The organism is Georgenia thermotolerans (assembly GCF_009193185.1).
In the GTDB taxonomy this organism is placed as follows: Bacteria; Actinomycetota; Actinomycetes; order Actinomycetales; family Actinomycetaceae; genus Georgenia; species Georgenia thermotolerans.
The window spans coordinates 1-12,441 of sequence record NZ_VUKF01000074.1; the positions used below are offsets into that span (position 1 = coordinate 1).

Here is a 12,441-nt window from a genome sequence, read left to right on the forward strand (position 1 = left end):
CGTGCGGGCCACCGCGGCGGGCGAGACCGTGGCGACCGGTCGCGGGGCGGCGGTCGCGCGCGGGGCGGCCGGCACCGGCGCAGCCGGCTGAGGTGCGGCGGGCGGGAGCACGGAGGCGGACGCCGGCGAGACCGGCCGGGCCGGGGAAACCGCTGACGCGGCGGCCGCCGGCGTGGGGACCGCCGCCCGGGCGCCGGCACGGCGCCGGGTCGTCACGGGCGCGAAGGCCGGAGGCAGGGCCTCCGGTGCCGGAACGATGGGGGCGGGCACGGCGCGGGCCGGCGTGAGGGGGGCGGGCGTGGCGGCGGCCGGCCTGACCCGGTCAGGTGCGGAGACCGGGGCCGCGGCGGGACCCGGCTGGGGCCGGACCGTCGGCGCAGGATCGAACGCGGGGGCCGGGGCCGGTGCGGGAGAGGGCGTGGCGGCAGGTCCCGGAGCGGGTGCCGCGGGAACCGCCGCACGAACCGCGCCGCGGCCGGTGCCGGGCGCCGCCACGGAGGGGGCCGCCGTCGGGTCGTCGAGGACGTGCCGGGCCCGTGGCTGGGCGCGCAGGGCGCGCCGGCTCACCGGCGCCAGCCGGGTGCGGGCCTCCTCGAGCTCGACGGCGCAGGCCCGGGCGGAGACGGGACGCCCGGCCGGGTCCTTGGTGAGCATCCGCTCGACGACGGCGCGCACCGGCGCCGGGATGGAGGAGGGCAGCGCCGGCAGCGGGGTGTTGACGTGGGCGAAGGCGATGTCCACCTGCGTGGCGCCGGTGTAGGGCCGGTGCCCCACGAGGCACTCGTAGGCGACCACGCCGAGGGCGTAGACGTCCCCGGCCGGGGTGGCGGCCTTGCCCATCGCCTGCTCGGGCGGGAGGTACTGGGCGGTGCCCATGACCATCCCGGCCGCCGTCATCGGCGCCTGGTTGGCGCCCAGGGAGATACCGAAGTCGGTGAGCTTGACCTGGCCCTGCGGCGTGAGGATGAGGTTGGCGGGCTTGACGTCGCGGTGCACCACCCCGGAGGTGTGCACGGCGTGCAGGCCGTGGCAGGCCTGGACGAGGATCGGCAGCAGCTCGGCCGGGGCGATGGTGGCCTCGCGCTCGAGCCGGTCCGCCAGGGTCTCGCCCGGCACCAGCTCCATGACGAGGTAGCCGGACCCCTCCTGCTCGCCGTGGTCGAGCAGCGACGCGAGGTTGGGGTGGCGCAGCCCGGCGGAGTTGCGGGCCTCGGTGCGCAGCCGGTTGAGGAAGAGCTCGTTGCCGACGAGCTCCTCGCGCAGCACCTTCGCGGCGACCATGGCGCCGAGCCGGCGGTCGCGCGCCTGCCACACCTCGCCCATCCCGCCGACGGCGATGCGCTCGGTGAGCTCGTAGCGCCCGCCGAGGACGAGACCGGGACGTGGCCTCACCGTGACCCGCTCACTTGCCCAGCACCGCCGCCATGACCTGGCGCGCGATCGGCGCGGCCGTGGTGCCGCCCGAGGCGCCCTCGCCCTCGTGCCCGCCGTTCTCCACGACGACGGCCACGGCGACGCGCTTGTCGCCCTCGCCGGCGAAGCCCACGAACCACGCGTGCGGGGCGACGCCCTTGCCGATCTCGGCGGTGCCGGTCTTGCCGGCCACCGTCACCCCGGGGATCTGGGCGTGCTTGCCGGTGCCGGAGCGCACGACCTCCTGCATCATCTGGGTGAGCTGGTCGGCGGTGCTCGCGGAGATGGGCCGGCGCAGCTCCTTGGGCTTGGTGGTGGAGACGACCTCGAGGTCGGCGGTGAGCTCGCGGGCCACCAGGTAGGGCTGCATCTGCACCCCGCCGTTGGCGATGGCGGCGCCCACCATGGCCATCTGCATGGGGGTGACGCGCACGCTGGCCTGGCCGATGGAGGCCATGGCCAGCTCGGCCTGGCTCTGGGTCTCGGGGAAGCGCGCCGGGGTGACCCTCAGCGGCACGTCCAGGGGCTCGCCGAAGCCGTACGCCTCGGCCTGCTTGCGCATCTCCGCGTCGCCGAGCTCCATGCCGGCGGTGGCGAAGGGGGTGTTGCAGGACTGCTTGAGCGCCTGGGTGAAGGTGACCTGCCCGGAGCCGTCCCCGCAGGGCAGGTTGCCGGGGTTGTTGAGCACCTGCGTCGACTGCGGCAGCTGCATCTCGGTGGGGGCCGGGACCATGGAGTCCACGGAGTACTTCCCGCTCTCGAGCATCGCCGAGGCGGTGATGAGCTTGAAGCTCGAGCCGGGCGCGTACTGGTCGCCCGCGATCGCGCGATTGACCAGCGGCTTGCCCGGGTCGGCCTGCAGGGCGTCGAGGGCCGCCTGGGCGTCCTTGCGCGAGTGGGTGGCCAGCGCGTTGGGGTCGTAGCTCGGCGAGGAGACCATGGCCAGGATGGCGCCGGTCTCCGGGTCCAGGGCGACGACGGCGCCCCGCTGGTCCCCCAGCGCCTTCGTCGCGGCCTGCTGCGCGGCCGGGTCGAGGGTCAGCTCGACCGCCCCGCCCTGCGGCTGGTTGCCGGTGAAGAGGGTCTGGATGCGCTGGAGCAGCAGCGAGCTGGACGTGCCGTTGAGGACGTCGTTGGCGCTCCGCTCCAGCCCGGTCATGTTGTTGAACGCGGTGGAGAAGTAGCCGGTCGAGTGCGCGTACAGCGGGCCGTAGGCGTAGGAGCGCTGGTAGCCGTAGACGTCGTCGACCGGGGTCGAGGAGGCGATCGCCTCCCCGGCCACCACGATCGGGCCGCGGTCCCGCCCGAACTCCCGGTAGACGGTGCGCACGTTGCGGCCGTCGTTGTTGAGCTTCGAGGCCTGGAAGAACTGCACGGAGGTGGCGCTGACCATGAGCGCGAGGAACATCACCGCGACCACCGTGGCCAGGTGCCGGACCTGCTTGTTCACGTCAGCCTCACCACCTCGGTGGCCTGGCCGTCCTCCGGGCCGGCGGGCCGGTTCTCGCCGGGCACCACCGGGCGGACGGCGTCGCCGTCGGCGGCGGGCGGCGGACCCTCCGGGGCGGGCGCGGGCCGGCGGGCGGCGTCGGAGATCCGCAGCAGCAGCGCGAGGATGATCCAGTTCGACACGAGCGAGGAGCCGCCCAGGGCGAGGAACGGCATCGTCAGGCCGGTGAGCGGGATGAGCCGGGTGACGCCGCCGACGACGACGAAGCACTGGAACGCGATGACGAAGGCCAGCCCGGAGGCGAGCAGCTTGCCGAACCCGTCACGGACCCCGATCGCGGCGCGCATGCCGCGCTCGGCCAGGACGAGGTAGAGCGCGAGCAGCGCCAGCAGGCCGGTGAGCCCGAGCTCCTCGCCGAGCGAGGCGACGATGAAGTCGGAGTTGGCGTAGGGGACGAGCTGGGGCTGCCCGGCGCCCCAGCCGGTGCCCATGAGCCCGCCCGAGGCGAGGCCGAACAGGCCCTGCACCAGCTGGCCGGAGCCGCCCGGGTCGCGGTTGTAGACCGCGGGGTCCAGCGCGTGGAGCCACACGTCGAACCGGGCCCCCACGTGCGGGAAGAGCGAGGCAGCCAGCGCCGCGCCGCCGGCGAAGAGGACCAGCCCGATGAGGATCCAGCTCAGCCGCTCGGTGGCGACGTAGAGCATGGCCACGAACAGGCCGAAGAACAGCAGCGAGGTGCCCAGGTCGCGCTCGAGGACGAGGACGGCGAGGGAGACCGCCCAGGCGGCGAGGATCGGCCCGAGGTAGCGCGCGCGGGGCAGCTGCAGCCCGAGGACCTTCCGCCCGGCCAGGGCGAGGTTGTCGCGGTTGGTCACGAGGTAGCCGGCGAAGAACACGGCCAGCACGATCTTGGCCAGCTCGGCGGGCTGGAAGGACAGCGGGCCCAGCCCGATCCAGATGCGCGCGCCGTTGATGCTGCGGCCCAGCACCGGCAGGACCGGCAGCACGAGCAGGACGATGCCGACCACCATCGCGGTGTAGGTGTAGCGGCGCAGCACCCGGTGGTCGCGCAGGAACCACAGGACGGCGACGGCGCACGCCAGGCCCACCAGGGTCCACAGCATCTGCCGGTCGGCGTTGGGCGCCCCGGGCAGGTCCTTGGCGACGTCGATCCGGTAGATCATCGTCAGCCCCACGCCGTTGAGCGCGACGACCACCGGGAGCATCACCGGGTCGGCGTACGGGGCGCGCCAGCGGATGAGCAGGTGGGCGACGGCGGCGACGAGGACCATCACCCCGGCCAGCGCGCCGAGGTTGCTCGGCACCTCCCCGGTGGCCGTCAGGCCCACCTGGGCGTACGAGAACAGCGTCAGCAGCAGGGCGAAGGCCAGGAGGACCAGTTCCGAGCCCCGGCCGGTCCGGGCCCGCTGCTCGCTCACGATCGCCATCACGCGCCCCCACCGGCCGCGGCGGGTGCGCCTGGCGACGGGGTCGGGGGCGGCGGGCTGGCGCCGTCGGGGGAGGGGCTGGCGCCCTCGGGGGCGGGACTCTCGCCCTCGGCCTCCGGGGCCACGGGCTCCTTGCGGACGGACTCGCGCAGGTTGTCCACCACGGCCTGGGCGTCGGCCAGGGAGCCGCGCGTGATCGGCTCCTCGAGGCGCGCCTGGGCCACCGGGGTGAGGTCGTCGATGCGCAGGTCGGTGCGTTCGTGCAGGCGCGCCAGGCTCAGCGGGCCGAGCTCCTGGGGGATGCCGCGGTAGATGGCGACGGTGTCGCCGTCGGGCGCCACGAAGTACTGCGTCTGGGTCCACCGGTACCCGGCCCACGCGGCGGCGGCCAGCGCGAGGACCACGAGCACCGCGGCGACGAGGCGGCCCACCCAGCGCCGGCCCCGGGACGGCTCCTCCGCCTCCTCCCGCGCCGGCTCCTCCGGCGCGGCGGCCCGCACCAGCGCGGCCGCGCGGGCGGCCGGCCCGTCGCCGCCGCGGGTGGCCCGCTGGCGGTCGTGGGCGGCGGCGCCGACCACCTGGGGGGTGGTGTCGGGGGCGCGGCCGGTGCCGGTCTCGACGACGTCGGCGATGACGCAGGTGACGTTGTCGGGGCCGCCGCCGCGCAGCGCGAGCGTGATGAGCTCCTCGGCGCAGGCGCCGGGGTCGTCGATCTGGCGCAGGGTGTCGGCGATGGTGTCGGGGGAGACGACGCCGAAGAGGCCGTCGGAGGCGAGCAGCCAGCGGTCGCCCGGGACCGCCTCGCGCAGCGACTCGTCGAGCTGGACCTCGCCGTCGTTGTCGCCCAGGGCCCGCAGGATGACGTTGCGCTGCGGGTGCCGCTCGGCCTGCTCGGGGGTCAGCCGCCCGGTGCTGACGAGGAACTGGACGAACGTGTGGTCCTCGGTGACCTGGGTGAGGGTGCCGTCGCGCAGCAGGTAGGCGCGCGAGTCCCCGATGTGGACCATGGCGAGCTTGTTGCCCGAGCGCAGCACGGCGATGCAGGTGGTGCCCAGGCCGGCGAGGTCGGCGTCGGCCTCGGAGCGGGCGACGAGCTCGGCGTGCGCGTCGGCGACGGCGCCGCGCAGCAGGTCCAGCAGGTCGTCGGCGCCGTGGGCGTCGTCGATGGCGGCGAGGTGGGCCACGGCCACCGAGGAGGCGATGTCGCCGCCCGCGGGGCCGCCCATCCCGTCGGCGAGGACGAGCAGGTGCGGCCCGGCGTAACCGGAGTCCTGGTTGGTGGAGCGGACCAGGCCCACGTCCGAGCGGGCGGCGAAGCGCAGCTGGATGCTCATGCGGTCACCGGCGCAGCTCGATGCGGGTCTGGCCGATGCGCACCGGGGTGCCGGGCGGCACCTGGACGGGCTGGCCGATCCGCTCGCCCGCGACCACCGTGCCGTTGGTGGAGCCGAGGTCCTCGATCCACCACGTGCCGTCCTTGGGGAAGAAGCGGGCGTGCCGGCTGGAGGAGTAGTCGTCGTCGAGGACGAGGGAGCAGCTCGGGGCGCGGCCGACGACGATCGAGGACGGCCCCAGCGGGATGGTGGTGCCGGAGAGCGGGCCCTCGGTGACGACGAGGCGGGTGGGCGCCCCGCGGGCGGGCGCGGCGGCGCCGCCGGCGGCCGGCCGGCGGTTGCGCGGTGCCCGGGTGGGCCGGCCCGGGCCGCGCGGGGTGACGCGGGTGCCGAAGATGTCGCGGCGCAGCACCGCCAGGGCGGCGAGGACGAAGCCCCACAGCAGCACGAGATAGCCCACGCGCAGCAGGGTCAGGACGAGCTCGCTCATTCGGGGTCGGTCACCTGCCGCCGTGCGTCGTGTCGTCCTCGTCCGCGCCGGTCCAGAACATGATCCGGGTGCGGCCGATGGTGATCGTGTTGCCGTCCACGAGCGTGGCGGCGTCGATCCGGTGGCCCTCGACGTACGTGCCGTTGGTGGAGCCGAGGTCGGTGGCGATGATGCCTCCGGGGGTCACCCGGATCTCCAGGTGCCGGCGCGAGACGCCGGAGTCGTCGACGACGATGTCGGCCTCGCTGCCGCGCCCGATCACGGTGACCGGGCCGGTGAGGAGGTAGCGCTGGCCGTCGATGTCGACGATGGGGTGGCGCGGCGAGGCGACGGCGGCGGTGGCGGGGGCGACCGCGCCGCGCCGGCTGGCCGAGTGGACGGTGAACCGTCCGGTGGTCAGGGCCTCGTCCTCCTCGAACGCGACCTCGACGGGCCCGACGAAGGAGTAGCGCTGCGAGCCGGCGTAGTCGGTGGCCGCCCCAACCATCTCGTCGGCCAGGGCGTCGGCGCCCCACTGCTCGATCTGGTCGAGGTCGGTGGGGGAGAGCTGCACGGTGAACTGGTTGGGCACCACCGTGCGGCCGCGGGAGACGGCGGCGGCGCGGTCGTCCATCTCGCGCCGGATGGCCGAGGCGATCTCCACCGGCTTGACCTCGCTGCGGAACGCCTTGGAGAACGCCGCGCTGACGATGTGCTCGACGCCCTTCTCGAACCGGTCCAGGACTCCCATCGCGCACCTCCCTCCGCCTGCCGCGCGTCGTCGACCCCGAGGAACGGGGCGTGCCGGGCGGGTGCCCGGGCTACCAACTGTGGGACGCCCAGGGCGTCCGTGCCGCGCGCGCCGGCGGCCGGCGCACGGTATCGGCTTGACGATCGTAACCAGCGGTGCGTGCAAATCGCGCATCCACGACCCGGCGCGGTGCGCATTCATCCGCCTGATCGGGAGGAAACGTGCCTGGTCAGGGGGCCGCCGGGGCGCTGTGCCGGGGTGGTGGGGGTCACGGCACGGCCCCTCGGGTGCTGGGGTTGCGTGAGGGCGGCCGCGTCGGCGGAGGCCACCACGGCACGCAGAAAGGGGAACGTCTCCTCGGTCCGCGGTCCTCGGTGCTCGGTTCTCGGTCCTCGGTGCCCGGTGCTGGCGTCACGCCCCCACGCAGCCCGGGCCGTCCGGGCGACCGCTTCTGTCTCTCGGGTACCAGAGCTACAGCCCCGCTGCGATCGGGCGTGGGTGGCGACGCGAGATCGACGAAACTGTTGCTTCCTCCGGCTGAGAACCGCAATGTCGTCGCACTGGGCGGCGTGAGCGTACGGAAAGACGACCTCGACCGCGCCTCCGCGGCCATGAACGCCGGAGCGCCAGGGTGGGGAGGATCACGCTCCGGCGGGTCCGGAACGGTTCGGGAGTGGCGGTTGTCGCGTGCTAGTCTTGCCAGCGCTGATCAAGCATGCGCGAGTGGCGGAATAGGCAGACGCGCACGGTTCAGGTCCGTGTGCCCGAGAGGGCGTGGGGGTTCAACTCCCCCCTCGCGCACAGCAGGAAGACGGCCCCTGACCTGGGACTTGAGGTTCCAGGACAGGGGTCGTTTTCTGTCCATGTGCTAAGCGTCTCCGAGATGCGCCGCGAAGCGGTCCACCGCCACCTTCGGCTCACCGAGCTCGAGCAGCAGGGTGGCGTGCGTGTGGCGCAGGCCCTTGAGGGTCACCCGCGGGAGGCGCGCATCCCGGTGTGGGCGATGGTGCGCCACAGCGGGAACAGGTCGTCCTTGAGCGCGTCGCGGTTCCAGGTCAGGAACGCCTGGAGCTGCGGACCGCTCCACGTGACGATCTCGGGCTTCTGGGCGCGCACCTCGCTGCTCGTGGGCGCCATGCCCGCAAACCGGAGAACCCGCCAATGCGTCCGATTCCCAACCACCCCCCCCGACCACCCACTCGCTCATCTGGGTCAGATGCGGCCGGTCTCGTGAGCCCACATGGCGACCTCGACGCGGTTTCGGGCGCCGAGCTTTCGCATGAGGCTGGCGAGGTGGGCTTTGACGGTGCTTGGGGTGATGTAGAGCGCGCTGGCAATCTCATTGTTCGTATGGCCTTGGGCTACCGGCACGAGGACTTCCTCCTCGCGGGCGGTGAGGGGTTCTATCGGCTGCCTCGGTTGTGAGGTCTGTGCGTGGGCGAACGCTGCGAGCAACCGGACGGTCACGCTAGGTGCGATCAGTGCGTCTCCGTCGGCGGCGGCGTGGATGGCCTGGGTCAGCAGGGTGGGGCCAGCATCCTTGAGCAGGAACCCGCGCGCGCCGGCTTTGAGCGCCCCGTGGACATACTCGTCGAGGTCGAAGGTGGTGATGACCACGATCGGCAGGGGGTCGGTGACGTCGGGGCCGGCGAGGCGTCGGGTGGCTTCGATGCCGTCCATCAGCGGCATTCGGATGTCGAACAGGCCGACGTCGGGGCGCAGCTGGAGCGCCAGGCGGACTGCCTCGCGCCCGTCGGCGGCCGCGCCGACCACCTCGATGTTGGGTTGGGCATCGAGCAGCATCGTCAGCCCGGTGCGCACGATGGGCTGGTCGTCGGCAATAAGGACCCTGATGCTCATCGTGGCGTCCCGGTTCGGGGCAGGACCGCCTCGACCCGCCAGCCCCGCTCGACGGTGGGGCCCGCGTGGAAGGTGCCGCCGAGCAGTGAAGCGCGTTCCCGCATGCCCACCAGGCCGTAGCCCGCTGGGCCGCGGCCGCCAGCGCCGGAGGAGCCGTCGTCGTCGATCGTCAGCCGTACCCGGTCGGCGTCGCCTGTGACGGCGACGGTGACCTGGGTCGCGTTACGGGCGTGCCGTCGAGCGTTGGTGATGGACTCCTGGGCCAGGCGGTAGATCGCGGCGCCGACTGCCGGGCTGAGGTCGTCGAACTCGCCGGAGAGCGTCACCTCGACGCAGGGACGCGTCTGGCCACAGGTGGCGAGCTGCTCGACCTCGGCCACGCCGGGCTGCGGCGCGAACTCGGTGTCCTGTGAGGCGCGGAGCGCGCCGACGATGGCGCGCAGCTCGGAGAGGGTGCGGGTCGCTGCGTCCTCGATGATGGCCAGGGCCTCGATGGCGCGTTCGGGGTGGGAGGCCGCGATGGCACGTCCTGCTTGGGCCTGGATGGCGATGCCCGAGACGTGGTGGGCGACGGTGTCGTGGAGCTCGCGAGCGAGCTGTTCGCGTTCACGGGCCTTGGCTTGGTCGATGTCGCGGATGCGGATCTTCGCGCGAAAGCGGACCGCGGCGCCGAGCGCGGCGGCGAACAGGAAGAACGCGTACCCTGCGACCGTCTCCCAGAGGCTCATGGGGTCGGCGACGTAGGTGATGGCCAGCCAGAGCAGGATGACGCCGAGGCCGCTTGCGGCTTCCCGACCGGAGCCCCACCGGAACAGGGCGTAGGCGAGGATCAGCGCCGCGGAGACGCTGTTCAGCAGGCCGCCCTGTAACCCGGTGAGGACTCTGACGATGTCGACAATCGTCAACGTGCCGAAGGAGACCGCAACCGCGACGAACGGGTGTGTTCGTCGCCACAGCAGGGGGCCGAGGACCGCGAGCACCGCGAGCAGCAGCAGCGGGCGTGGCGCGAGGTCCTGGCGAAGCACCACTTCCACCACAGACCAGCAGACCAGTGCTGCCACCAGGGCCAAGTCCCGCGGCCCCCAGTCCGGGGCTTGCGTGGGTCGAGGTTCGGCCCACAGCGAGCGGAGTGCGTTGGTGGCCACCTAATCAGCCTAGGCAGCCCGCGTGCCCGGCGTATTCGCCGAAAGTACAAGAGCTCGGCTGTGCCGACGGCCAGGTCGATTCAGGCTCCGCAGCTGATGTGCCCGCCGCCGGCATCCGTGACGGTGGATGCACCCACCCGATCAAGCCAGGGAGCATTGTGATGAGAACGCCCCAATCCCACACCGCACGAGAAAATCTGCCATCCCGCAGCGCGCTGGAAGATCTGCGCATGCCCCTGCAGACCAAGCTCGCAGCCGCATGGACGAGCTTCATGTTCCTGTACATCTACGTCGACTACCTCGCCCTGTACAAGCCCGGCTTCGTCGACGACATCCTGGCCGGCAGCGTCCACGAGTTCGAGACCGGCCCAACCTTTGTCGCCATTTCGCTCACGCTCATAGCTATCCCGATCCTCATGATCCTGCTCTCCACGACACTGCCCGCCCGTGTCAACCGCACCGTCAACCTCGTCGTAGCAGCGCTCTACGTCCCCGTCTCGATCTACAACGCGGCAGGGGAGTCCTGGACCTACTCCTACTTCTACGGCCTCTCCATCGGACTCGAGCTGCTACTCCTGACCTTCATCCTGCGCCATGCCTGGACCTGGCCCCGCCGCACCGCATCACCGGCGACCCTGGCAACCAGCCTCGACAGCGAGCCACTCCGCACGCCGCAGCAGGCATGACTGCCCGCCCCGCGCCCACCGTGTAGGAGGTCGAAGGTTCCCGAAGCGTGGGCAGAGTCATGTCGGCGCTACCCGCTCGAAGTCACTGCACCGCGCCGGCACGACTGGTACCGCACGACAGGAACTGACGCCAGGTGGGTCATCCCGGACGGGACCCGAGTCGCGGCAGACTTCGACGCCCTGCACATCGCGGTGCTCGGCTACGCGACGACCGCCGGACGCGCAGTCGCCGTCGCCGAGAACGCATACACCTTGCTTGCGGGCTGGAACCCCGGTCAGGCCTACTGGCTTACCGAAAGTACCGTGCCCGTCTCGGTCGAACAGAACTGGCGCCCCGACGGCGACTGGAGCCAGTCGGCGCCGTAGCCGCAGCGTCAGGCCGGCGCGCGGTCATCCCGCACAAGAAGTCCCTGCGCACTTCGACTCCGAGAGCAAGTAGCCGGCGCCTACAGCCCGATGCCGCGATCCGCGCGCGGCCCGGGCCGGGGTTTCGCGGGCACGAGCGGGGCCGGCCAGGTGGTGTGGGACGGACGGTGGCGGCGCCGGGTGGTTACCGTCGCGCCCTGACCCGGTGGTGGTGTCGGGCCCACTGGAGGAGAGGGCCAGTGGCGGGCGTTCCGCTCATGGCCAGGTGGGTGGTGTCGGTCTCCTTGGTGGTGGAGGCGGCCAGGACGGGTGGGCTGCTCACGGGCGTCGTCGCCCGGTGTGCTCGCCCGTGGTGGGGTCTCGTCGTGAGCGCAAGCAACGTCGCGTCGTGTGAGCCCCTGGGACGGCACACTGACCTCTATGTATCTCCTCGATGGTCACTACCCGACGGCGATGGCGGGCGCCGAGACGATCGCCGTTCTGGCGCTGGTCGTGACCCTGGTGCTGCACAGCCGCGCACCCTGGACCGTCCAACGCTCACGGTTGCGGTCGGCGGCCCGGTGCTTCGGGTGGGCGGCCGGCCTCATCGCGCCGTTGGTGCTGGCGCTCCTCGGTGTCCCGGGTGTCCGGGACATCGTCGGCGCGATGCCGGAACTGGCGTGGTTCGCCGTGCCCATGTACGCCCTCGTGACGGTTCTGGTCTTCGCGGCCGGCGTGGGCTGGTGCGTCGCCGCGGCCTGGGTCGACAGCGGAAGCCGCGAAGTCGCCGCCCGGCGGTAGCGCCGACCTCGCTGGGGGTGTGCTCGGCCGCCGTCGGTCCCCGCCAAGTAGGGGCGGCGCTTCGCCAGCGCGGCCGGCTGGTCGTCGGGACCATGGGGCCACCTCGAGGAGGAGGGAGGCGGTCATGGTCCAGGACGCCCCAGTTGTCGCCACCGGGCTCACTGTGCGTGCCACCGCGGTCGTGGGCCGCGCGGTGGTGGTGCTGGTCCGGGTGGTGGGGGTGGTGCTGCTCGGGGTGTCGGTCGTATGGGGGTGGCGGGCGTCGTGGGCGCGGTTCGGGGTGTGCTTCGGCGGGGCGGAGCCGCCGGTTGGTCTGCCCGAGCATCGGAGGGCCAGCGCGTGCGTGTACATGCAGGACGACACGTACGCCCAGTACATGGCGCGGGTGCCGGAGGTTCCGTGGGTGCCGATCGAGGATGTGGCCCGCCTGGAGGGACTGAGCCTGATCGTCCTGGGTGTCGGGGTGGCGGTCGTGGCCGTGTCGCTGGTGGGACGGTGGTTCGTCTGGCTCCTCTCGGTGGTCGGCGGTGTGGGGGTGGGGGCGGTCTGGGTCGCCCTTGGCGTCCCGGTGTTGCGGACGGCGTTGGCGGGGGAGCGGGTTGGGTACGGCGATGAACCGTCCTGGGTCCGCCGGAGGGCTGGTGGGTTACGCGACCTCCGGGATGGTGGTCGCGGTTACAGCCTGCCGGTGACGGTGTTCGAACTCCATCGGGGGCAGGTTCTCGATGGAGGAGTGCAG

The 12,441-nt window shown here is 72.8% G+C and carries 11 protein-coding genes, 1 tRNA gene and 1 pseudogene; 4 read left to right on the forward strand and 9 right to left on the reverse strand.

Annotation, left to right across the window (positions count from 1 at the left end; all coding sequences use genetic code 11):
- The 6 genes from GD970_RS20615 to GD970_RS20640 all read right to left on the reverse strand — a co-directional run.
- The coding region (locus GD970_RS20615; RefSeq protein WP_226925511.1) for a serine/threonine-protein kinase at positions 1 to 1,392 on the reverse strand (1,392 nt) is incomplete at its 3' end.
- A 10-nt stretch (positions 1,393 to 1,402) separates the two neighbouring features.
- On the reverse strand, positions 1,403 to 2,863 hold the full coding sequence (locus GD970_RS20620; RefSeq protein ID WP_152204769.1) for a peptidoglycan D,D-transpeptidase FtsI family protein: 1,461 nt from the start codon (positions 2,861 to 2,863) through the stop codon (positions 1,403 to 1,405).
- Positions 2,860 to 4,311 carry an FtsW/RodA/SpoVE family cell cycle protein gene (locus GD970_RS20625; RefSeq protein WP_152204770.1) on the reverse strand — a complete coding sequence of 484 codons (1,452 nt, stop codon included), beginning with the start codon at positions 4,309 to 4,311 and terminating at the stop codon, positions 2,860 to 2,862. Before GD970_RS20625 ends, GD970_RS20620 begins: the two co-directional genes overlap by 4 nt.
- Complete coding sequence (locus tag GD970_RS20630) at positions 4,311 to 5,645, reverse strand: PP2C family protein-serine/threonine phosphatase (protein WP_152204771.1); 1,335 nt, start codon at positions 5,643 to 5,645, stop codon at positions 4,311 to 4,313. The genes GD970_RS20625 and GD970_RS20630 overlap by 1 nt, the downstream gene beginning before the upstream one ends.
- Before the next feature lie 4 nt (positions 5,646 to 5,649).
- Entirely contained in the window at positions 5,650 to 6,135 is a 486-nt protein-coding gene (locus GD970_RS20635; protein ID WP_152204772.1) for an FHA domain-containing protein FhaB/FipA, read from the reverse strand.
- Between the two features lie 10 nt (positions 6,136 to 6,145).
- Positions 6,146 to 6,865 (reverse strand): FhaA domain-containing protein, encoded by a 720-nt coding sequence (locus GD970_RS20640; RefSeq protein WP_152204773.1) that lies wholly within the window; start codon positions 6,863 to 6,865, stop codon positions 6,146 to 6,148.
- Between the two features lie 717 nt (positions 6,866 to 7,582).
- Here GD970_RS20640 and GD970_RS20645 point away from each other — a divergent pair.
- Positions 7,583 to 7,666 (forward strand) — tRNA-Leu (locus GD970_RS20645).
- Positions 7,667 to 7,834: 168 nt separating this feature from the next.
- On the opposite strand, the gene GD970_RS21905 is transcribed toward GD970_RS20645, so the two are convergent.
- The 3 genes from GD970_RS21905 to GD970_RS20655 all read right to left on the reverse strand — a co-directional run bounded on the left by GD970_RS21905 (position 7,835) and on the right by GD970_RS20655 (position 9,870).
- Positions 7,835 to 8,002 carry a hypothetical protein gene (locus tag GD970_RS21905; RefSeq protein ID WP_155524140.1) on the reverse strand — a complete coding sequence of 56 codons (168 nt, stop codon included), beginning with the start codon at positions 8,000 to 8,002 and terminating at the stop codon, positions 7,835 to 7,837.
- A 75-nt stretch (positions 8,003 to 8,077) separates the two neighbouring features.
- Entirely contained in the window at positions 8,078 to 8,725 is a 648-nt protein-coding gene (locus tag GD970_RS20650) for a response regulator (protein WP_152204774.1), read from the reverse strand.
- A complete protein-coding gene (locus GD970_RS20655) occupies positions 8,722 to 9,870 on the reverse strand; it encodes a sensor histidine kinase (RefSeq protein ID WP_152204775.1) in 1,149 nt (382 codons plus the stop codon). Before GD970_RS20655 ends, GD970_RS20650 begins: the two co-directional genes overlap by 4 nt.
- 161 nt (positions 9,871 to 10,031) lie before the next feature.
- Here GD970_RS20655 and GD970_RS20660 point away from each other — a divergent pair, with 161 nt between their 5' ends.
- The 3 genes and pseudogenes from GD970_RS20660 to GD970_RS20670 all read left to right on the forward strand — a co-directional run.
- Entirely contained in the window at positions 10,032 to 10,556 is a 525-nt protein-coding gene (locus GD970_RS20660) for a DUF6326 family protein (RefSeq protein ID WP_152204776.1), read from the forward strand.
- A 786-nt stretch (positions 10,557 to 11,342) separates the two neighbouring features.
- Positions 11,343 to 11,702 carry a hypothetical protein gene (locus tag GD970_RS20665; protein WP_152204777.1) on the forward strand — a complete coding sequence of 120 codons (360 nt, stop codon included), beginning with the start codon at positions 11,343 to 11,345 and terminating at the stop codon, positions 11,700 to 11,702.
- Positions 11,703 to 11,826: 124 nt separating this feature from the next.
- Positions 11,827 to 12,441, forward strand: a pseudogene (locus GD970_RS20670) (hypothetical protein); the annotation flags it as partial.